This is a genomic window from Teichococcus globiformis (assembly GCF_042646265.1).
Taxonomy (GTDB): domain Bacteria; phylum Pseudomonadota; class Alphaproteobacteria; order Acetobacterales; family Acetobacteraceae; genus Pseudoroseomonas; species Pseudoroseomonas globiformis.
This window is the reverse complement of sequence record NZ_JBHRTN010000018.1, coordinates 831,905-851,392: the sequence shown is the minus strand read 5'-3', so window position 1 is coordinate 851,392 and position 19,488 is coordinate 831,905. Positions and strand designations below refer to the sequence as shown.

The window sequence follows — 19,488 nt, the reverse complement described above, 5'->3', positions numbered from 1 at the left end:
CAGCCCGCCCAATCCCAGCCCGGCCAAAGCGGGTCCGCCGGTCAGCAGCAAGGCCAGCGCGGCGCCGAGCGCGATCGCCCGCAGCACCTCCGCCCCCAGCATGATGCGGCGGCGCGAGGCTCGGTCGGCCAGCACGCCGAGCGGCAGGGACAGCAGCAGAAAGGGAAGCGTCTGCGCCGCCTGCAGCAACCCCGTTTGCACCGCGCCGGCACCCAGCGCCAGAACCGCCACGAGCGGCGCGGCGGCCAGCGCGACCTGATCCGAAAGATGCGTGGCGAGACTGGACCAAGCCAGGCGGCGAAAGGCGGAACGAGGCGGCATGGCAGCGCATCCGGTGCGGTGAGGCACCGGACGCTAGGGCACAGGAGGCCGGCGCCGCGCTCCGAAGCCTGCCCTCGTTACTGCTGCATCACCACACCTTCCGCGGGGCCTGCCACAGCGCCTCGTTCCGCATCGCCTGCGCCAGCGCGTCCGACACGGCCTCGAGCAGCGCCTCGCCCTTGTCCGCCGTGGCGGCCCGCGGATCGCCCATCACGCCCGTGCGCGGCGCCCGCTCGGCAAAGGACCAGAAGCGGCTGAACGGCCCAGGAACGCTGGTGGCAGGATCGGACAAGGCGCCCTCCACCTCGTCCTGCCGCACCTGCTCGGGATGCAGGGCGAGCCAGTAGCTGGTTTCGGCCTCGCAGGCATGCATCACCCCCGGCTGGCGCTCCAGGATGGCGGGCAGCTTCTCGCCCGAAACGTGGAAGATGGTGGTTGCCACCACGGGCATGCCGAACTCGATGCAGAGTTCGCGTGCAGCCACCGCCAACGGGTCGATGTTGCCGCCGTGGCTGTTGACCAGGAACAGCCGGCCAAAGCCCTGCGCCTTCACCGAGCGGCAGACGCAGGCCAGCACGGCACGGAATGTGGCATAGTCCAGGCTGATGGTGCCGCCGAAGGGCAAGTGGTGCTCGGACATTCCCGTCCACATGGGCGGCAGCACCACGGCGGGAACGCCCGCCTTGCGCGCGGCGCGCAGGCAGCAGGCATGGCCGATCATGCTGTCGGTCCAGACCGGCAGATGCGGCCCGTGCTGCTCCAGCGCCGCGACCGGCAGCACCACCACGGCGCCACGTTCGGCGAGGTCGCGCAGTTCAGGCGCGGTCAGTCGGTCCCAGCGGACGGCGTCCTCAGGCAGGTCTAGAGAGGCAAGGGTCATGAGGCGGCTCCTTGTGATGGGGGCGGTGGCCGGCGGAACCATGCGCCGCCCCGCGGGGAAGGGCCAGGGCGGGGAAGCGCGGCCGCTTCAGCCGAAAAGGCGCTGGATGCCGCCGCGCAGATGCGCCGCCATCGCGGCACGCGCCGCTGCCGCGTTGCCGCCGGCGATAGCGGCGGCAATGGCATGGTGCTCGCGCTGGATGCTGGCGAAGCGCGCCGCCGCAGGCTGGCCGGACAATTCGCGCGTGAGGCGGATGCTGAACCGCGTCTGCTCGGCCAGGGCGTTGAGGGTCGCCAGGTAGAAACGGTTGCCGCTGGCCCGCGCCACGGCCAGGTGGAAGCCGATATCGGCATCCAGCGCCGGACCGCCTTCGGCAATCTCCGCCTCGAGCGCGGCCAGGGCCTGCTGCATGGCGGCAATCTCCGCCTGGTCGCGGCGCAGGGCGGCACGCGCTGCCATCTCGGCCTCGATATCCGAGCGAAACTCCAGAAAGGTCCGCACATCGGGGATGTTGCTGAGAGGACCGAAATCCAGCGCGGGCGGTGGCGGGCCTGGAACCCGGACAAAATTGCCCGAACCCTTGCGCGCCTCAATCCGGCCCTCGGCGCGCAGCCGGGCTAGGGCCTGACGCAATACGGGCCGCGACACGGCGAAGCGGCGGGCCAGTTCGATCTCGCCGGGCAGCCGGGCTTCCGGCGCGAACTGGCCTGAGCCCAGCAGGTCCAGCAGGCGGCGATACACAGCGTCGCCCAGCTGGCGCGGGGTGTCGAAAGGCGAGGGAATCATGCTCCGCTCTTGTGTCACAGAGCTGCGGACAGCGAAAGCTGTAAAGTCTGTCAAAAAATCAGACAGCCTCGCCGTGTGACGGGCGAAGCTGTTTGACAGCCTGAGCGATCGGTGGATGCTGTGCGGCAACACGCCCCGGTCGGAGAGGGGCAGGGGAGAGAACCATGCCGATCCGCCTCGCTGCCGGCCTGATTGCCGGCCTTGCCGCCTCGCTGCCTTTTGCCGCGATGGCGCAGCTTCCCGACCGCCCCGTGCGCATCGTTGTGCCATTCCCGCCCGGCGGTACCAGCGACATCGTGGCCCGCATCCTGGCACAGGGCGCCGCCGCGCACCTCCCGGCCGGCGCGATGGTGGAGAACAAGGCGGGCGCGGCAGGCAATATCGGCACCGCCGAGGTGGCACGGGCGCAGCCGGACGGTACCACCCTCGTCCAGTGCACCATCGGGACCTGCGCTTCCAACCCCTCCCTCTACGCCAATCCGGGCTATGACCTGGCAAAGGATTTCGCGCCCGTCATCCTGACCGGAGCGGTGCGCAACATCATGGTGGTGCGCAACGACCTGCCGGCGAAGAGCCTGGGCGAGGTCATCGAACTCGCCCGCAAGCCAGATGGGCTGAGCTTCGGCTCCTCGGGTGTCGGCGCTTCCAACCAGCTCGGGCCGGAACTGCTGCGGGGCAAGCAGGGGCTGCGGTGGGTGCATGTGCCCTATCGCGGCAGCGGCCCGGCCATCACGGATCTGGTCGGGGGCCGGATCGACGTGTTCTTCGACAATCTGCCCTCGATCCTGCCGCACATCCGCGCCGGCTCGGTGCGGCCGGTGGCGGCGGTCTCGGCCGAGCGCCTGCCGGAACTGCCGGACGTGCCGACCTTTGCCGAGGCCGGCATCGAAGGCATGGTGATCGACAGCTGGTTCGGCTTCCTGGCGCCGGCGGGCACGCCGCCGGCAACCATCCGCCAACTGAACGAAGCCTTCAACGCCGCGCTGCGCGATCCCGCCGTGGTGCAGCGCCTGCGCGATGCCGCCGTGGTGCCGCTAGGCGGCGACCCGGAGCGCATGGGCGCGCAGGTGAAGAGCGAGTCCGCCCGCTGGGGCGAGGTCATCCGCGCCAACAAGATCAGTGCCGAATAACGGGAGAGCCCCATGTCCAAGATCACCGGCTTCCGCACGCTCCGCTTGGCCGAGCGGCCCAACCTCATCTGGATCGAGATCACCACCGATGAGGGGCTGGTCGGGCTCGGAGAAAGCTTTCGGGGCGCCGCGGCGGTGGAGGCGGTGCTGCACGAGCAGGTGGCGCCGTTGCTTCTGGGCCAGGATTCACGCCGGATCGAGGCGGTCAGCCGCTCGCTGATGACGCCTTATCTCGGCTTTCATTCGGCCGGCGCCGAGATCCGGGCGGCCAGTGCCGTGGACCTTGCCTTGTGGGACCTGATGGGCCAGCGTCACGGCATCCCCGTGCATGAGGCGCTGGGTGGCGCGTTGCGCACCGAGATCCGCAGCTACAACACCTGCGCCGGCTACGCCTACAACACTAGGGGCACCGCCCGGCGCGACATCGGCGCGGCGGACCAGGCCGCCGGGCCCTATGACGACCAGATCGCCTTCATGCGCGATGCCGGGGCGCTGGCGGAAAGCCTGCTGTCCGAGGGCTACACCGCCATGAAGATCTGGCCCTTCGACATCTACGCGCCCTCGACCGGAGGGCACATGATTAGCCTCACCGACCTCAAGGCCGGGCTGGAGCCGTTCCGCAAGATCCGCGCGGCCGTTGGCGACAGGATCGAGGTGATGTGCGAGCTGCACTCGCTGTTCGGCGCGCATTCGGCGGCCCGCATCTGCCACGCCCTGGAGGATTACGGCGTGTTCTGGGCCGAGGATCCGATCAACAAGATGGACGACTTCCAGGCCCTGGCCGATTTGCGCCGGGGGACCCGCACGCCGATCTGCGGCAGCGAGACGCTGGCCGGCGCCAAGACCTTCCGCGACCTGCTGGCGGCGGATGCGACGGACATCGTCATGCTTGACCTCGCTTGGTGTGGCGGCCTGACCGAAGGGCGCAAGATCGCGGCCCTGGCCGAAGCGCACGCCAAGCCGCTGGCACCGCATGACTGCACCGGGCCGGTGACGCTGATGGCCGGGCTGCACCTCGCGCTGCACGCGCCCACCGCGATCTTCCAGGAGGTGGTTCGGGCAACACTGGCCACCTGGTACCGCGACCTGGTGACCGACCTGCCGGTGCTGAAAGCAGGCATGGCGCAGGCACCGACCGCCCCCGGCCTTGGCACCGCGTTGCTGCCGGAGCTGTGGAAGCGGGAGGATGCGGTCGTGCGCGAAGCGCGCACGGAGTAGGGATGGCCTGACGCGCGTGCGGAACCGATGACGCGGCGCCCAGGAGGTTGAAGGCATTTTGCTTTCCGACCAGGGCTCCGGGTATGCGGCTCATGGCCCTCGCGACCCCGCGCAGAGGCTCGGCCATCATGCTGAAGATGAATTTGCGCTCAGTCATCGTATTGCCGGATGAATATTGAAGTGCGTATGCTCGGCCCATCAACAGCGGGCAACGATCCCGCAGGAGGAACGGACATGATGCATCGTCGCACCCTGCTGCGCGCGGCGGCGGCCACGCCGCTTCTCGGTACCCTGGCCGCGCCGGCCGTCCGGGCGCAGGGCAAGGCCCCGGGCTTCACCCACACCGTCCGGCTGATCGTGCCAAACGCGCCGGGCGGCACCAGCGACATCCTGGCCCGGCTGATCGCACCGGAACTGACCCAGGCCTTCGGTCAGAACGTGGTGGTCGAGAACCGGGCCGGCGCGGGTGGCAACATCGGCGCCGACGCGGTGGCCAAAGCCGATCCCGACGGCCACACCATGGCGCTGCTGGACCTGTCGGTGCTGGCGATCAACCCGTCCTTGTTCCCCAAGATCCCCTTCGACGTGAAGAAGGATCTGGCACCGGTCTCCATGGTGATCTACGCGCCCTACATCCTGGCGGTGAAGACGGCCCTGCCGGTGAACAGCGCGGCCGAGCTGGAAGCCTATGCGAAGAAGAACCCGGGCGTGCTGAACGCGGCCAACTCCGGTACCGGCACGGCGACGCATCTGGTGCAGGTGGCGCTGGGCGAGCAATGGAAGGCCCCCTTCACCCATGTGCCGTACCGCGGCGGCGCGCCGGGGCTGACGGCCCTGGTGACCGGCGAGGCCGACATGACAGTGGTCGGTGCGACCCAGGCGCTGCCCTACGTGCTCAACAAGCAGATGAAGGGCATTGCCGTCACAGGCCCGGCGCGCTTCGGCAACTTGCCCGACGCGCCGACCTTCCGCGAGCTGGGCTGGACCAATCCCGATGCCGGCACCTGGCAGGGCGTCATCACCACCGGCGGCACGCCGGCCCCGATGGTGGAGCGCATTTCGGCCACGCTGAAGGAGGCGCTGGCAAAGCCTGCCATCGCATCCCGCATCGCCGAACTTGGCGGGCAGCCACGTCCCGAGGGGGCAGACAGCATGCGTGCCTGGCTTGAGCGGGAAACCGAGAACTACGGCAGCCTGATCCGCCAGCACAACATCAAGCCTGACTGAGGAGAGCCCCGTGCCTGAAGCCACGAGCCCGCTGCGCCTCCACGTGGCGGTGCAATCCAGCTCCCCCATCCGCGCCGCCTTCACCGAGGCGGCGGTGCGGGATGCCGCCGCCCGCCGGCCGGGCGTGCTGGAAGGGGTGGAACTCGGCTTCAGCGACACTGGCCCGGCGTTGGAGGAGGCGCTGCGCGGGGCCGATATCCTGCACCTGACCGGCCAGGCGGAACTTGCCGGATTGCAGGCGCGCGCGCCACGCCTGCGCTGGCTGCACTACACCAGCGCCGGGGTGGAATGGCTGCTGAACACAGGCCTTCCGCAGGGCGTGACGCTCACCAATGTCAGCGGCACGCACGGCCCAAAGACGGCTGAGTTCGCCTTGCTCTGCGTGCTGATGCTGAACAACAACCTGCCGGCCCTGCTCACCGCCCAGCGCGAATCCCGGTGGGACCCGCGTCCCTCCGGCACTGTGGCGGGCCGCACGGCGCTGGTGCTCGGCCTTGGTGGTCTGGGCGGCGCCACGGCCGAGGCACTGTCCCGTCACGGCATCACCGTGCTCGGTGTCTCGCGCTCCGGCAGGCCGCACCCGGCCTGTGCCGAGACGCACCGCATCGAGGCGCTCCAAAGCCTGCTGCCACGTGCCGACTACGTTATCATCGCCCTGCCGATGACGCCGGAAACACGCAACATCATCGGCGCCGCGGAACTCGACCTGCTGCCACCGCATGCAGGGGTGGTGAACATTGGCCGCGGACCGCAGCTTGACCATGACGCGCTGGTGGAGCGGCTGCGGGACGGCCGCCTGGCAGGTGCCGTACTGGATGCCCTGCCGCAGGAGCCCTTGCCGCCGGAAAGTCCGCTCTGGACCACGCCCAACCTCGTCGTGACACCGCATTGCGGGCTGTACGACCCGACCGCGTATGGGAGCCGGGCACTGGACGGGTTTTTCGCCAATCTGGAACGCTTCAAGGCGCGGCAGGAACTGCAACAGGTGGTAGATCCGGCGCGGGGATATTGAACCGGGGGTTCTGGAGACGGGCCGTGCTTCTCCCGGATTCTTCACGCCCAAGGCTACGGCCTATCAGGGCCGACCTCCCGTGGAGCGAAGGCGATCCGGGAGCGCCGGCCTGATCAACTGAGAACCTCAGCATCGTCCTGGCGGCGGTCAGGTGCGCCGTGATCCCTCGGATGCGGGGTGGATGCTCCCGCGGCCAAGGGGTCGGGGAGGAGCGGAGCCTCTCGGTTGCGGCCGCCGGACTGGTCCTACGGGGTGCAGGCTTTCTCCTGCCATTCGGGCAGGGGAAACAACCGGTCATAGGCCAGGTTGAAGACAAAGGCGTAGGCCACGTAGAACACCGCGATCGAGGCATCCATCACAAAGGCCTGCCAAAGGCTGATGCCGAGAAACCAGGCGGTGGGCGGCAACAGCACGCAAAGTAGCCCCGCCTCGAACAGCACGGCATGGAAGACCCGCAGCAGCGGCGTCTTGCGCGTATGTCCGGCCAGGCGCTGCATGGCATGATCGAAGCCCAGATTGTACACGTAGTTCCAGAGCGTCGCCGTCAAGGACGCGCCAAGGGCGAAGACGCCCATCTTCTCGATGGCCAGGCCGAACAGCAACGAGCCCACAGGGATCAGCAGAGCGAGGCCGATCACCTCGAAGCTGATGGCATGGCGGAGGCGATCTGCGGGGGACCGCATGGCGGAAACCTCATGATGCGTAACGAAGTGGTGCTCTTCTATACACAGGGGGCTATGAAGCAAGTTAGGTTCCATCTGTTTTCCAGATGGGTCGCTTCCGATGACCGTTTCGCTCGACCAGCTTCAGGCCTTCGTTGCCGCCGCCGAACTGGGATCCTTTTCGGCGGCGGCGCGGCGGCTGGGCAAGGCGCAGTCGGCGGTGAGCACCCAGATCGCCCATCTGGAGCTGGAACTCGGCCTGACCTTGTTCAGCCGAGAGGGCCGCAATCCGGTGCTGACGCCGGCAGGAGAGCGGATGCTGTCCGAGGCCCGCGTGGTGCTGGAGCGGCGGGAGCACCTGATCGGGGTTGCTGCCAGCCTGGAGGCCCGTGTGGAAAACCGGCTGACCGTCGCCATTGATGAGTTGTATCCCGAACACGCCCTGGGGCGGCTGTTCACCGAATTCGCCCGGTGCTTCCCGTCCGTCGAGCTGGAGATCCTGTTTCCATTGATGGAGGATGTCAGCCGGCTGGTGCTGGATGGCACGGCGCAGCTCGGCGTCATGTGGCGGCAGGAGAAGCTGCCGGTCGAACTGGCCTTTCAGACCATCGGCTGGGTGCCGCTGAAGCTGGTCTGCGGGCGCAGCCACCCCCTGGCGAAGGCGCGTGTCGAGTTCGAGGAGCTGAAGCGCCACCGTCAGATCCTGGTGGCTGCGCGCGGCGAGGGCGCGGAAAAGCAGCGCCTGCGCATCGCCGCCGAGGTCTGGTGGGTGGAGAGCCACTGGGTGATCCTGGAGATGGTGAAGCACGGCATCGGCTGGGCCTTTGTGTCCGACCATGTGATCGCTGCCTCGCCCGCCGCGCCTGGGCTGGTCACGCCCGACCTGCAATTCGATGACGGCGACTGGCCCGTGGCGCTGGAACTCGTGTGGCACAAGCAGCGTCCCTGCGGCCCCGCGGCGGCCTGGCTGCGCGAGCGCTTCGCCGCCGAGCGGGTTGGGGGCCGATGAAGGGGAAGATGGACGGTGGCGCAGAACATCTATGACCGGCCGGACTTCTTTGCCGGATACAGCCAACTGAGCCGCTCGGTGCACGGGCTGGCGGGCGCGCCGGAATGGCCTACCATCCAGGCCATGCTGCCGGATGTCACCGGGCTGCGCATCGTCGATCTCGGCTGCGGGTTCGGCTGGTTCTCGCGCTGGGCGGCGGGGAAGGGTGCTGCGGACATCCTGGGTCTCGACCTGTCGGAGAAGATGCTGGCCCGTGCCCGCGCCGAAACCTCCGATGCCCGCATCCGCTATGAGCGTGCCGACCTGGAAACGCTGGCCCTGCCCGAGCAGCGCTTCGACCTGGCCTACAGCGCGCTGGCCTTCCACTACATCGCCGATCTGCCGCGGCTTTTCGCCACCCTGCACGGCGCGCTCGTGCCCGGCGGCCACCTGGTCTTCACCATGGAACACCCGGTCTTCATGGCGCCGAGCCACCCTGCCTGGATGGCGGCAGCGGATGGCCGCCGCGTCTGGCCGCTGGAGGGGTATGCGGTGGAAGGGGAGCGTGTCACCGACTGGCTGGCGCCAGGCGTCGTGAAGCGGCACCGGATGCTGGGCACCGTGCTGAACAGCCTGGTCGGCGCCGGCTTCGCCTTCCGCCGGCTGGAGGAATGGGCGCCCAGCCCGGCGGATCTGGCCGCCAACCCGGCCCTGGCGGAAGAACGGGACCGGCCGATGATGATGCTGGTCGCGGCCGGGCGGTGAGCGCCCGCGCGGGCTTCAACGCCTGCCGTCGTAGGAGATGAAGGCCAGCTTGTTGCCGTCCGGGTCGCGCACATAGGCGGCGTAGAAGCCTTCGCTGTATTGCGGTCTGTGGCCCGGCGCCCCCTCGCTCGATCCGCCGTTCTGCAGCGCCAGCGCATGGAGACGGTCGATGGTGGCGGCGTCCGGCACCAGAAAGGCGGTCATCCCGCCATTGCCCGTGCCGGCGGGTTGGCCATCGGAGGGGTAGCCAGCGAAGAATCGCGGCAGGCCCGGATCGGAAGGTCGGCCCCAGGACGCCACTTGGCCGTCGCTGTAACAGGGTTCCTGCCCCATCGTCTCGAAGAGCGGGTCATAGAAGCGGCGTGCCCGGCCGAGGTCCCGGGTGCCCACCATGGTGTACGCGATCATCGGCCTGATCCTCCGCTGCAGGTACCCGGCTCAGAGCTGCGCCTCGATCGGAAGCCATTTTACCACGCGCGCCATGGCACGGCGGCTCCAGTGCGCTTCCGGCTCGTGCTGCGTGGTCTGCTGCGCATCCGTCCAGCGCAGCCGGCCATCGGTACCCAGGGTGACAAGATAAGACCGCCGGGGATCGGTCAGGCGGCGGTATTCGCGAGCCAGCTGCTCAGCCAGGCCCGGGTGCCGCGCAAAGGCACCCATCTCCGTGTTCAGGTTGGCCGACCGGGGATCGAGGTTGAAGGAGCCCACGAACACCAGCTCGCCATCGATCATCATGGCCTTGGTGTGCAGGCTCGCGCCCTTGGAGCCGAACACGCCCCGCCCGTGCGGACCCATGCGGCGCAGCTCGTGCAGCTCCACGCCCAGCTCCAGCATGCGGGGCCGGTAGCGCGCGTAGCCACTGTGCACCGCCACCACGTCGGTGGCCGCCAGGGAGTTGGTCACCACCCGGATGCGCACGCCGCGCCGGGACAGCTCCTCAATCAGCGCGGTGCCGGTCCGGCCAGGCACGAAGTATGGCGAGATCAGCACCGCCTCGCGCCTGGCCTGCCGCAGCGTGTCTAGAATGGCGGGTGCCATGCCGGCCCGGTGGGCACGTCCCTTCGCCTTGGCCGGCGGGTCGGACATCACGCGCACGGTGTCCGCCGCGGGGAGCAACCCGTGATCGCGGCCCAGCAGCACGGCGCGCCGGGCGGCCAGGGCCTTGAGGTAGGGCCGCGCCTTGTCGCTGTCCGGCATGGCTTCCAGCTCGGCACGAAACCCGGCCAGCGCCGTGTCGCTGAGCCCGGCCGCCAGGCGGAACCGCTCCACCGGCCGTGCCAGGGAGGAGGACCAGTAGGTATCGAACACATGCTGTGCCTGGCCTGCCGCCTCACCGGCGATCAGCAGGTCGAGGTCACGGAAGTTGAAATCGCCAGCGCCATCGAAATAGGCATCCGCGATGTTGCGCCCGCCCACCAGCGCCATGCGGCCATCGGCCACCCAGTTCTTGTTGTGCATGCGGTGGTTCAGGTGCCAGCCACCCAGAATGAATTCGAGCCCAAGCCCAGCCTGACCCAGCCAGCGGAGCCGTGCCGTATTGAACAGTCGCACCTCGATGCGGGGGTGCGCCGACAAAAGCGCGATACGGCGGTCCACCCCCAGCACATAGCTGTCATCGAGCAGCATCCGCACCCGGACGCCCCGGTCGGCGGCGGACAGGATCTCGCGCGCCAGCAGGCCACCGGTGATGTCGTCCGACCAGCGGTAATACTGCAGGTCCAGCGTGCGCCCGGCGATGCGGGCACTGTGCACGCGCAGCATGAAGGCTTCCAGACCGGCCGGCAGCAGAGCCACGCCGGTTGTGGAGGCAGCCTGTTCCAGCAGCTGGTTCAGCACGGCATCCATCTCCGAGGCCGTTGGGGCACCGCCCACCACCACGGGCGCGATCCGCGGCGGGGTCAGCGCCTCGCTCATGCGGCCTCCGCTACGCTTTGCCCGGCGGCGGCACGGGACAGCACCATCCGGGCCTTGAGCGGCAGGTGGTCCGAGGCAACGCGCGCGAGGGGACTGTCATGCGCCTGGACCTCGCGCAGCATGCCCTGCGGCCAGCCCAGGATGCGGTCCAGTGCGAAGATCGGCAGGCGGGACGGAAAGCTGGCCGGGCCAAAGGAGGCGCCGCCGCCAAACAGCGGCTCCAGCGAGCGCAGAGAAGAACGCCGGCCCGGTCGCCATTCGTTGAGGTCGCCCATCATGATGGTGGGCATGGTGGGGCGGCGGCCGATCGCCTCCAGGATGGCGGCGGATTGCCGGGTGCGGCAGCGCTTCAGCAGGCCGAAATGCGCGCCCACCACCCGAAGCCGGCCGCCGGGTAGCTCCATTTCCACGATCACCGCGCCCCGTGGCTCGGCTCCGGGAAGGGACAGGCGCTGCACTTCCAGCGCCGTGCCCTGCCTCACCAGCAGCGCGTTGCCATGCCAGCCATGCCCGTCCGGCAGGCGGGAACACTGCACCATGCTGAGCCCCGCTTCCTGCAGTGCCACCATGTCCAGCAACCCGATGCGGCGTCCGAAGCGCCGATCGGCTTCCTGCACCGCCAGGATGTCAGGACCGATCTCGGCAATTACCCGGGCGATGCGTGCCGGATCGAAGCGGCGATCCGTGCCGACGCACTTATGAACGTTGTAGGAGGCGAGGGTGATCTCTGCGCCATCCGGCGGCGGGTCCGCAGGCACCGAGGGGAGCACCGGCAAACCGTGCCGGTCCCGCAACGCCGCCAGCCCCGCGGACCAGTTCCGCGTGAGCAGTTCCTGTACCCGGGCCGGTGTCACCTTCACCTTGCTCCGCCGCTTGCGGGCGGGTGTTGTGCTCGACTCCGGGGCTGACACGCAGAATGGCTCCCATTGAACGAAGAACGGCGGCATTGCCGCCGGCAGGAGCTGAACCTAGGAAAAGGTGTGCAGGTTTCCAAGCATGGCCTTGGCCCTGACGCTGCCGGCTTTCAAAGGCCGAGCAATCCCCGGGCGAAGTCCCGCGCCGAGAAGGGCCGCAGATCAGCCGCCTTTTCGCCGACGCCCACGGCATGCACCGGCAGGCCGAATTCCTGCGCCAGCGCCACCACCACGCCGCCCTTGGCCGAGCCATCCAGCTTGGTGACCACCAGCCCGGAAACATTGACCATTTCGGAGAACACCTTGGCCTGCTGGATGGCGTTCTGGCCGGTGGTAGCGTCCAGCACCAGCAGCACCGAATGCGGCGCGGTGGGGTCCATGCGCTGCATCACGCGCACCACCTTGCTCAGCTCCTCCATCAGGGCCGATTTATTGTGCAGCCGGCCGGCGGTATCGACCAGCAACACCTCCGTGCCCTTTTGCTGCGCGCCTTTCAGCGCATCGAAGGCAAGGCCGGCGGCATCGGCGCCCTGCTTGGCGGGAGCCACCACCTCGCAGCCGGTGCGGCTGCCCCAGATCTGCAGCTGCTCCACCGCCGCGGCGCGAAAGGTGTCGCCGGCCACAAAGGTGACGCTGCGGCCTTCTTCGCGGAATTGCTGGCCCAGCTTGGCGATGGTGGTGGTTTTGCCGGTGCCATTGACGCCCACCACCAGCACCACATGCGGGCGAAGCGCGGGGTCCAGCACCAAAGGCTGGGCCACGGGCTCCAGGATGGTGGCAATCTCGGCCGCCAGCGATTCCTTGACCTCCGCATCCGTGACCTCGCGGCCGAAGCGGGTGCGGCGGAAGTTTTCCACGATGCGCTGGGACGCGGAAACGCCGAGATCGGCGGTGATCAGCGCCTCCTCCAGCTCTTCCAGCGCCTCGTCATCCAGCTTGCGCTTGGTGAACAGTCCCGTGATGCCGCCGGTCAGCCGCGCCGTGGAGCGCGACAGGCCGGCCCGCAGGCGGCCGAACCAGCCGCCCCGCTCCTCGGCCACCGGCTCATCCGCTTGTTCGGCATCGACAGAAATGAAAGTCTCCGCCTCCGCTTCAACCGGTGGTGGTGCAGGGGACTGAACCGGGAAGGGCAAGCCGGAGCGATGCATCGGCAGCGGCAGGTCGATGGCCGGGGCGCGCGCCTCCGTCCGCTGCGGGTGCGGCTGCGGCTCCACAGGCGGGGCATCCGGCTGGGGTGGCGGCAGCTCCGGCACGGGGCCGGGCGGCGGCACGTCCGGTTGTGGCCGCGCGGGTGGCGCCTCGGGCGGGCGCTCCGGTGCCGCAGGCGTGTCGGGGGGCGGCGGCACCTCTTCCGGTGGCCGCGGGGCAGGAGGCACCGGGGGCAAGGGAGATGGGCGCGGCGGCGGCGGCGGTGACTCCGGCGGCGCCGCGGGTGGCGCGATTTCCGGCATTGGCGCGGGCGTCGGCACTTCCGGCGGCGTGCCAGCCGGCCGTTCCGTCAGCGGCCCGTGGCCCGGGAAGGGGGGCTGCGGAATCTCCGGCGGGCTGCGGGGCAGGTCGCCCGGCGGGATTTCCGGTGGCAGCGCGCTCCGGGCCGGATGCTCGTTCCGAAGCGTATCCCGCGCCGCGAGGTCCTGCGGGTCGAAGGGGCCGGAGCGGGTCTCGGGCGGCGCTACGGCGCTGGTCAGCGGCGGCAGCGGCTCGGGCAGGGGCGCCTGTTCGGGGTCGGGGCTGCGGGTTTCCGAAGGAGCGGGCGCCATGGCGGCGGGTTGCCGCTCGGCGGCAGGAGAAAGGCGCTGCTCCGCCTCCCCCGAAGGTTCGGGGCCGGACCCGGTGCGCCGGGCATCCCCGCCAGGAGCCGGCTCGGCGGTCAGGGCTTCAGCGGAAGGCGCTTCCGTGCCGGGCAGGATAGGGACAGCTGGCGGGGTTTCCCGTTCAGGCTCCGGTAGAGCCTTCTCGGGCGTAGCACCAGTGGAGCTGTGTTCCGGCGCCAGCGTGTCGGCAGCCGGAGCCGCATCCTCGGAGGCCGGGGCTTCCGCCGCCTTGTCGCGCCCGCGCAGCCGGGCCCAGAGATCGCGCAGGGCCATGGTCAGGCCGCTTCCGCCAGGAGGCCACGCGAATCCCGGCCGGTGACACGGGCACGGAGCAGGGCTCCATGCATCCCATGGCCGGCCATCAGCCGGATGGGTGCGAAATGCTCGGTGTGGCCGCGATCGGGGGCTTCCAGCAGCACGGTTTCCTCCTCGCCCAGTTGGGCCTGTTCAACGCGGCGCGCATAGAAACGGTTGGCGGCGACGGCGCCTGCCTCGCGCAGCCGGGCGGCACGTTCCCGGCGCAGCGGAGGCGGCAGCTGCGGCATGCGTGCCGCCGGCGTGCCCTCGCGCTCGGAATAGGGGAAAACGTGGAGGAAGTGCAGCTCCGCCTCCTCCACGAAATCGAGCATCTCGGCGAAATGCGCCTCGGTCTCGGTCGGGAAGCCGGCGATCAGGTCGGCGCCGAGCGCCAGGCCGGGCCGCAGCCGCCGGGCGCGGGCAATGGCTTCCAGCGCTCCCTGGCGGGAATGGCGACGCTTCATCCGTTTCAGCATCAGGTCGGCCCCGTGCTGAAGGGAAAGGTGCAGGTGGGGCATCAACCGAGGCTCGTTCTCGATCAACCGCCAGAGTTCCGCATCGATGGCTGCGGGGTCCAGCGAAGACAGGCGCAGCCTCGGCAGGCCGGGCAGCAGGGCCAGCAGGCGGCGCAGCATCTGCCCGAGCGTGGGCTGGCCTGGCAGGTCGGGGCCATAGCTGGCTATGTCCACGCCGGTCAGCACGATCTCCCGGTAGCCGGCCTCCAGCGCCGCGCGGGCCTGCTCGGCGACCACCCCCATGGGCACGGACCGCGACGGACCGCGACCGTAGGGGATCACGCAGAAGGTGCAGCGATGGTCGCAGCCCTGCTGGATCTGCAGAAAGGCCCGGGCCCGGCCGGCGAAATCCGTCACCAGATGGGCCGCTGTTTCCCTTGCCGCCATGACGTCGCTGACCGGAACAGGTGGCGCGGCAGCGTCCCAGGCTTCCGGCTTCAGCTTGTCGGCATTGCCGATGACGCGGGCGACGCCGGGCAGGGCCGCCCAGCGCTCCGGGGCGATCTGCGCGGCGCAGCCGGTGACCAGAATGGGAGTGCCGGGGTTCTCCCGCGCGGCGCGGCGGATGGCCTTGGCCGCCTGGCGCTCGGCCTCGGCGGTGACGGCGCAGGTGTTGACCAGCAGCGCCTCGGCATGGCCACCACGCCGGGCGAGGTCGCGCATGGCGACGCTTTCGTAGGTGTTGAGGCGGCAGCCGAAGCTGAGCACGCGAACTGGGCCTTCGTCGAGCGGCACCCGGCCGAGAGGGGCCGTCCCCGGATCCTTCGCCCCCTGGCCGCCGCTCATGCCGGAAAGGCGTCGGCGTCGAACTGCCCCAGAAAGGAGGTGGCGACAGGGCCGGACATCAGAACGGCGCCGTCCAGCCGCCATTCCAGATCCAGCGTGCCGCCCGGCAACTCCACCTGGGCACGGCGGGTGGCCAGGCCGCGGCGATGCGCGTTGACCAGCGTCGCGCAGGCGCCGGAGCCGCAGGCGAGCGTCGGGCCGGCGCCCCGCTCCCAGATCGCGACGCGGATATGTTCGGGGGTGATCACCTGGGCGAAGCCGATATTGGCGCGCTGGGGAAACAGGGGATGGTTTTCCATCTGCGGACCCAGAACGCGCCAGTCCAACGCATCAAGATCCTCCACAAAGAACGTGGCGTGCGGATTTCCCATGGAGCAGGCGGCCGGATCGGCGACCTCCCCCAGCGTCAGGGGCAGGTGGGCCGTGTCCATCTCTTCCGCCAGCGGCACGTCCTGCCAACCCAGGCGCGGCTGGCCCATGTCCACCCGGATCATGCCGCCCGGCAGGCGCTCGGCCGGCAATTCGCCGCTAACCGTGCGGATCGTGACCTCGTCCCGACCCGTTTCTGCCATCAGCAGGGCCGCGACGCAGCGCGTCGCATTGCCGCAGGCCCCGGCCTCCGAGCCATCCGGGTTGTGGATGCGCATGAAGGCGTCGGCGCCAGGCGCGGCGGGCTCCAGCGTGATGAACTGGTCGCAGCCGATGCCGCGGTGGCGGTCGGCCAGCGCCGCGATGCGGGCGGGATGGAGGGGCAGGGCTTTGGCACGCGCATCGACGATGACGAAGTCGTTGCCCAGCCCATGCATCTTGCGAAAAGGGATCTGCACAAGGGCTATATAAGGGCGCCGGGGCGGGGACGGAACCCGGCCCCGGCGGATGGGGCGCACGCCAAGGGCGCCTGCCTCTCTCAGTTCGTGGGCGCGGCCGTTGCGGCGGTGAGCGTGCCATACACCGCCTCTCGCACCTCATTGGCCGCGGGGCCGCCATTCACGCCGGTCTGTGTCATCACCACGGTGACGATGCGGTTGGCGGGATCAGCAAAGAAGCCGGTGCCGTAGATGCCGCCCCAGCCATAGGTGCCCATCCCCTGCCGGGTTTTCGCCACCGCGGGATCGGTCAGCACCGAGAAGCCGTATCCAAAGTCATAGCCGGCACCGCGCAGGTCGATGGGAAAGCCGCCGGTCTGCGGGCGGGTCATCTCGGCCACCGTTTCAGGCTTCAGGATCTGCACGCCATCCAGCGTGCCGCCATTCAGCAGCATGCGGGCGAAGCGCGCATAGTCACCGATGGTGGCTGTGGCGCCGGCCCCGCCCGAAGGATATGCGCCGTCGCTGAAGGCGCGGTTGGGGTCGGCGGTCCAGTTGCCGCCCGAAAACGGGTAGGGCACCACCTGCGGACTTGCCATCGGGCGCAGCGTGCCGGCCGGATCGGGATAAAGCGCCGTCACCATGCGGCTGCGCGCAGCGCCGGGCACGCGGAAGGCAAAGCTGCGCAGCCCGAGCGGCCCTGCGATGCGGTTGGCGATGTAGGCATCCAGCGGGTCGCCGCTGACGCGGGTCACAATTGCGCCCAGCACGTCAGTGGCCAGCGAGTAATGCCAGGCGCTGCCGGGCTGCATCACCAGCGGAGCCTGCGCCAGCCTCCGCATATTGTCGCGCAGCGTGCGCTGCGGTGCCGCCAGCCCGTCATCCACGCCCAGGCGACGATAGGCTTCCACCACGCCGGGCTTGTTCAGAAAGGTGTAGGACAGCCCGGAGGTGTGGCGCAGCAGGTCGCGCACGGTGGGCTGCCGCTCGGCGGGCACTGTGCCGCCACCAGGCTGGATCACGCGCAGGTTGCGGAACTCTGGCAGAAAGCGGCCCACCGGATCGTCGAGGCCAATCCGACCTTGTTCCACCAGCTGCATGATGGCCACCGAGGTAACCGGCTTGGTCATGCTGGCCAGCCGGAACAGGCTGTCGGGCGCCGGCGGTGTCTGGTTGCCCGGCGCGGTGCTGCCGGCGCTGCCGCTGTAGAGCACCGTGCCGTCGGCAGCGACCACCAGCGCCGAAATAGCGCCGACCTTGCCGCTGTCCACCTGCCTTTGCAGCGCGGCATCGAGCACTGCCTGCCGCGACGGCGGCGGCGGCTCGGGCGTCGCGCAGGCGAAAAGGGCGAGGGCGGCCAGGGGCAGCAGAACCGCGGCGGCGCGCCGGCGGATGGAGAATGGCGGCGACATGGGTTCCTCCCGGGATTCGATTTTTCGTTTCGCCAATGGCGAGGCTGGAGCAAGTGCGGAACGGCGGCAAGAGCGCGGGCGGCGCCATGCCCGGCATGCGAGGCTTGCTCCTGGGGGCGAGGAATTGTATAGGCCCGCCTCCGCTATCCACGCGTCCGGGCCTGTAGGGCATGCCCGGCCGTGGCCTTGTGCCCTGGTTCCGACCAGGGCGCCCGATCTCAAGGAGACCGAAATGCCCAAGATGAAGACGAAGTCGAGCGTGAAGAAGCGCTTCCGACTGACCGCCACGGGCCTGGTGAAGGCCGGCGCCGGCAACAAGCGCCACATGCTGACGGCCAAGACGAACAAGATGAAGCGGCAGAACCGCGGCACCTTCGTGCTGGACAAGCAGGATGGTGACACGGTGAAGCAGTGGATGCCGTACGGTTCGGCCCGGTAAGGAAGGATCTGACCTATGGCTCGTGTTAAGCGCGGCGTTACCGCCCATGCCCGCCACAAGAAGATCCTCAAGCTCGCCAAGGGCTATGTGGGTCGTTCCTCCACCGGCTACCGCCCGGCTCTCGAGCGGGTCGAGAAGGCGCTCCAGTACGCCTATCGCGACCGTCGCGTTAAGAAGCGTGAGTTCCGCGGCCTGTGGATCCAGCGCATCAACGCGGCCACGCGCGAACATGGCCTGACCTACTCGAAGTTCATCGCGGGCCTGAAGGCCGCGAACATCGAGCTGGATCGCAAGGTGCTGGCCGCCATCGCCTTCGATGACGCCGCTTCCTTTGGCGCCCTGGTCGAGAAGGCCAAGGCGGCGCTGCCGGCCGACGCCGCAGCGTGATCTGAGCGCTGGTCCGGTTCGCCGGGCTTCGCGCTGAAGACCAGAGCCGCCTCCGCCCGGGAATTCCCGTGGCGTCAGGCGGCTTTTTCATTTCCGGTTGTCGATGGGACCGAAAGCATGACGGATGAACTGGCCCCCGATCTGGCCGGGCTGCAGGCCGAGACCGAGGCGGCGCTGGCGGCGGCGGGTGACCTCCGCGCGCTGGACGCGGTACGCGTCGCCACGCTGGGCAAGAACGGCAGCCTGACAGGCCTGTTGAAGGGCCTGGGCGCCGTGCCGGCCGAGCAGCGCAAGGAACGCGGCGCCGCCGTCAACCGGCTGAAGGGGGTGCTGGAGGGTGCCATCGAGGCCCGCCGCACGGAACTCGACGCCGCCGCGCTGGAAGCCCGCTTGCTGGCCGAGCGAATGGACGTGTCGCTGCCGCCGCGGCCCTTCCCGCCGGCCGGGCCGGATGCCGGCGCCATTCACCCCATCGCCCGCACGGTGGAGGAGATCGTCGCCATCTTCGCCACAATGGGGCTTTCCGTTGCCGAAGGGCCGGACGTGGAAGGCGACTGGTTCAATTTCGGCGCGCTCAACATTCCCGACCACCATCCCGCGCGGCAGGACCACGACACCTTCTACCTGCCGGCAGGTGCCGATGGCCGCCGTCCTGTTTTGCGCACGCATACCAGCCCGGTGCAGATCCGCACCATGCTGAGCCAGGAGCCGCCGGTCCGCGTCATCGTGCCTGGCCGCACCTATCGCGCCGACCATGACGCCACGCATTCGCCCATGTTCCACCAGGTGGAGGGGCTGGTGATCGACCGCGGCATCACCCTGGGCCACCTGAAGGGCTGCCTGATCGACTTCCTGCGTGCCTTTTTCGACATCCGCGACCTGCCGGTGCGATTCCGCGCCTCCTACTTCCCCTTCACCGAGCCCTCGATGGAGGTGGATATCGGCTGGAACCGCAGGACCGGCGAGCTGGGCAAGGGCGGCGACTGGCTGGAGATCCTGGGCTCCGGCATGGTGCACCCGCGCGTGCTGGCCAATTGCGGCATCGATCCGCGCGAGTGGCAGGGCTTTGCTTTCGGCATGGGCATCGAGCGTATCACCATGCTGAAGCACGGCATCCCTGATCTGCGCCCGTTCTATGACAGCGATATTCGGTGGCTGCGGCACTACGGGGCCAGCGTGCTCGCGCCCGCCAACCTGGCCGAAGGGGTCTGAGGC

At 69.4% G+C, this 19,488-nt stretch carries 19 protein-coding genes and 1 pseudogene; 9 read left to right on the top strand and 11 right to left on the bottom strand.

Annotated features, from left to right (window positions below; translation table 11 throughout):
- Positions 1 to 102: 102 nt before the first annotated feature.
- From ACFOD4_RS18215 to ACFOD4_RS18205, 3 genes and pseudogenes are all read right to left on the bottom strand, one after another.
- Positions 103 to 321: pseudogene (locus ACFOD4_RS18215) on the bottom strand (MFS transporter); the annotation flags it as partial.
- 88 nt (positions 322 to 409) lie between these two features.
- Positions 410 to 1,201, bottom strand: a complete 792-nt coding sequence (locus ACFOD4_RS18210; protein ID WP_379598691.1) for a creatininase family protein — start codon at positions 1,199 to 1,201, stop codon at positions 410 to 412.
- Between the two features lie 87 nt (positions 1,202 to 1,288).
- Positions 1,289 to 1,987, bottom strand: a complete 699-nt coding sequence (locus ACFOD4_RS18205; RefSeq protein ID WP_379598690.1) for a FadR/GntR family transcriptional regulator — start codon at positions 1,985 to 1,987, stop codon at positions 1,289 to 1,291.
- A gap of 164 nt (positions 1,988 to 2,151) precedes the next feature.
- On the opposite strand from ACFOD4_RS18205, the gene ACFOD4_RS18200 reads away from it, so the two are divergent.
- From ACFOD4_RS18200 to ACFOD4_RS18185, 4 genes are all read left to right on the top strand, one after another.
- Entirely contained in the window at positions 2,152 to 3,117 is a 966-nt protein-coding gene (locus tag ACFOD4_RS18200) for a Bug family tripartite tricarboxylate transporter substrate binding protein (protein WP_379598688.1), read from the top strand.
- Positions 3,118 to 3,129: 12 nt separating this feature from the next.
- The gene (locus ACFOD4_RS18195; RefSeq protein ID WP_379598686.1) at positions 3,130 to 4,335 is read left to right on the top strand and encodes a mandelate racemase/muconate lactonizing enzyme family protein; all 1,206 of its coding nucleotides are present in this window, start codon (positions 3,130 to 3,132) and stop codon (positions 4,333 to 4,335) included.
- A 234-nt stretch (positions 4,336 to 4,569) separates the two neighbouring features.
- Positions 4,570 to 5,562 (top strand): Bug family tripartite tricarboxylate transporter substrate binding protein, encoded by a 993-nt coding sequence (locus tag ACFOD4_RS18190; protein ID WP_379598684.1) that lies wholly within the window; start codon positions 4,570 to 4,572, stop codon positions 5,560 to 5,562.
- Positions 5,563 to 5,572: 10 nt separating this feature from the next.
- Entirely contained in the window at positions 5,573 to 6,574 is a 1,002-nt protein-coding gene (locus ACFOD4_RS18185) for a D-2-hydroxyacid dehydrogenase (protein WP_379598682.1), read from the top strand.
- Between the two features lie 245 nt (positions 6,575 to 6,819).
- Here ACFOD4_RS18185 and ACFOD4_RS18180 read toward each other — a convergent pair whose 3' ends face one another.
- A complete protein-coding gene (locus ACFOD4_RS18180) occupies positions 6,820 to 7,257 on the bottom strand; it encodes a PACE efflux transporter (RefSeq protein ID WP_379598680.1) in 438 nt (145 codons plus the stop codon).
- Between the two features lie 100 nt (positions 7,258 to 7,357).
- On the opposite strand from ACFOD4_RS18180, the gene ACFOD4_RS18175 reads away from it, so the two are divergent.
- Entirely contained in the window at positions 7,358 to 8,245 is an 888-nt protein-coding gene (locus tag ACFOD4_RS18175) for a LysR family transcriptional regulator (RefSeq protein ID WP_379598678.1), read from the top strand.
- Positions 8,246 to 8,260: 15 nt separating this feature from the next.
- Positions 8,261 to 8,989, top strand: coding sequence for a class I SAM-dependent methyltransferase (locus tag ACFOD4_RS18170; protein WP_379598677.1), 729 nt, complete (start codon positions 8,261 to 8,263; stop codon positions 8,987 to 8,989).
- Positions 8,990 to 9,004: 15 nt separating this feature from the next.
- On the opposite strand, the gene ACFOD4_RS18165 is transcribed toward ACFOD4_RS18170, so the two are convergent.
- The 7 genes from ACFOD4_RS18165 to ACFOD4_RS18135 form a co-directional block, all read right to left on the bottom strand.
- Positions 9,005 to 9,397 carry a VOC family protein gene (locus ACFOD4_RS18165; protein WP_379598675.1) on the bottom strand — a complete coding sequence of 131 codons (393 nt, stop codon included), beginning with the start codon at positions 9,395 to 9,397 and terminating at the stop codon, positions 9,005 to 9,007.
- Between the two features lie 30 nt (positions 9,398 to 9,427).
- Positions 9,428 to 10,903 (bottom strand): phospholipase D family protein, encoded by a 1,476-nt coding sequence (locus ACFOD4_RS18160; RefSeq protein ID WP_379598673.1) that lies wholly within the window; start codon positions 10,901 to 10,903, stop codon positions 9,428 to 9,430.
- Positions 10,900 to 11,814, bottom strand: coding sequence for an endonuclease/exonuclease/phosphatase family protein (locus tag ACFOD4_RS18155; RefSeq protein WP_379598671.1), 915 nt, complete (start codon positions 11,812 to 11,814; stop codon positions 10,900 to 10,902). Before ACFOD4_RS18155 ends, ACFOD4_RS18160 begins: the two co-directional genes overlap by 4 nt.
- 113 nt (positions 11,815 to 11,927) lie before the next feature.
- Positions 11,928 to 12,965, bottom strand: a complete 1,038-nt coding sequence (gene ftsY / locus ACFOD4_RS22110; RefSeq protein WP_456316908.1) for a signal recognition particle-docking protein FtsY — start codon at positions 12,963 to 12,965, stop codon at positions 11,928 to 11,930.
- A 941-nt stretch (positions 12,966 to 13,906) separates the two neighbouring features.
- On the bottom strand, positions 13,907 to 15,229 hold the full coding sequence (gene mtaB, locus ACFOD4_RS18145) for a tRNA (N(6)-L-threonylcarbamoyladenosine(37)-C(2))-methylthiotransferase MtaB (protein ID WP_379598668.1): 1,323 nt from the start codon (positions 15,227 to 15,229) through the stop codon (positions 13,907 to 13,909).
- Entirely contained in the window at positions 15,226 to 16,056 is an 831-nt protein-coding gene (gene dapF, locus ACFOD4_RS18140; RefSeq protein WP_379598899.1) for a diaminopimelate epimerase, read from the bottom strand. The genes mtaB and dapF overlap by 4 nt, the downstream gene beginning before the upstream one ends.
- Positions 16,057 to 16,136: 80 nt before the next feature.
- Positions 16,137 to 17,447, bottom strand: a complete 1,311-nt coding sequence (locus ACFOD4_RS18135) for a serine hydrolase domain-containing protein (protein ID WP_379598666.1) — start codon at positions 17,445 to 17,447, stop codon at positions 16,137 to 16,139.
- A 232-nt stretch (positions 17,448 to 17,679) separates the two neighbouring features.
- On the opposite strand from ACFOD4_RS18135, the gene rpmI reads away from it, so the two are divergent.
- The 3 genes from rpmI (at position 17,680) to pheS (ending at position 19,485) form a co-directional block, all read left to right on the top strand.
- Positions 17,680 to 17,886 carry a 50S ribosomal protein L35 gene (gene rpmI, locus ACFOD4_RS18130; protein ID WP_379598664.1) on the top strand — a complete coding sequence of 69 codons (207 nt, stop codon included), beginning with the start codon at positions 17,680 to 17,682 and terminating at the stop codon, positions 17,884 to 17,886.
- Between the two features lie 15 nt (positions 17,887 to 17,901).
- Entirely contained in the window at positions 17,902 to 18,273 is a 372-nt protein-coding gene (gene rplT, locus ACFOD4_RS18125) for a 50S ribosomal protein L20 (RefSeq protein ID WP_379598662.1), read from the top strand.
- Positions 18,274 to 18,390: 117 nt separating this feature from the next.
- Positions 18,391 to 19,485, top strand: coding sequence for a phenylalanine--tRNA ligase subunit alpha (pheS, locus tag ACFOD4_RS18120; RefSeq protein WP_379598660.1), 1,095 nt, complete (start codon positions 18,391 to 18,393; stop codon positions 19,483 to 19,485).
- Positions 19,486 to 19,488: the final 3 nt, after the last annotated feature.

Excerpts from the sequence above, each read along its gene's own strand:
- ACFOD4_RS18190 (WP_379598684.1), top strand. The coding sequence starts at position 4,570 with ATGATGCATCGTCGCACCCTGCTGCGCGCGGCGGCGGCCACGCCGCTT.
- ACFOD4_RS18135 (WP_379598666.1), bottom strand. The coding sequence starts at position 17,447 with ATGTCGCCGCCATTCTCCATCCGCCGGCGCGCCGCCGCGGTTCTGCTG.
- ACFOD4_RS18180 (WP_379598680.1), bottom strand. The coding sequence starts at position 7,257 with ATGCGGTCCCCCGCAGATCGCCTCCGCCATGCCATCAGCTTCGAGGTG.
- ACFOD4_RS18165 (WP_379598675.1), bottom strand. The coding sequence starts at position 9,397 with ATGATCGCGTACACCATGGTGGGCACCCGGGACCTCGGCCGGGCACGC.
- ACFOD4_RS18175 (WP_379598678.1), top strand. The coding sequence starts at position 7,358 with ATGACCGTTTCGCTCGACCAGCTTCAGGCCTTCGTTGCCGCCGCCGAA.
- ftsY (WP_456316908.1), bottom strand. The coding sequence starts at position 12,965 with ATGCATCGCTCCGGCTTGCCCTTCCCGGTTCAGTCCCCTGCACCACCA.
- ACFOD4_RS18210 (WP_379598691.1), bottom strand. The coding sequence starts at position 1,201 with ATGACCCTTGCCTCTCTAGACCTGCCTGAGGACGCCGTCCGCTGGGAC.
- rplT (WP_379598662.1), top strand. The coding sequence starts at position 17,902 with ATGGCTCGTGTTAAGCGCGGCGTTACCGCCCATGCCCGCCACAAGAAG.
- ACFOD4_RS18160 (WP_379598673.1), bottom strand. The coding sequence starts at position 10,903 with ATGAGCGAGGCGCTGACCCCGCCGCGGATCGCGCCCGTGGTGGTGGGC.
- mtaB (WP_379598668.1), bottom strand. The coding sequence starts at position 15,229 with ATGAGCGGCGGCCAGGGGGCGAAGGATCCGGGGACGGCCCCTCTCGGC.
- ACFOD4_RS18205 (WP_379598690.1), bottom strand. The coding sequence starts at position 1,987 with ATGATTCCCTCGCCTTTCGACACCCCGCGCCAGCTGGGCGACGCTGTG.
- ACFOD4_RS18200 (WP_379598688.1), top strand. The coding sequence starts at position 2,152 with ATGCCGATCCGCCTCGCTGCCGGCCTGATTGCCGGCCTTGCCGCCTCG.
- rpmI (WP_379598664.1), top strand. The coding sequence starts at position 17,680 with ATGCCCAAGATGAAGACGAAGTCGAGCGTGAAGAAGCGCTTCCGACTG.
- ACFOD4_RS18195 (WP_379598686.1), top strand. The coding sequence starts at position 3,130 with ATGTCCAAGATCACCGGCTTCCGCACGCTCCGCTTGGCCGAGCGGCCC.
- pheS (WP_379598660.1), top strand. The coding sequence starts at position 18,391 with ATGACGGATGAACTGGCCCCCGATCTGGCCGGGCTGCAGGCCGAGACC.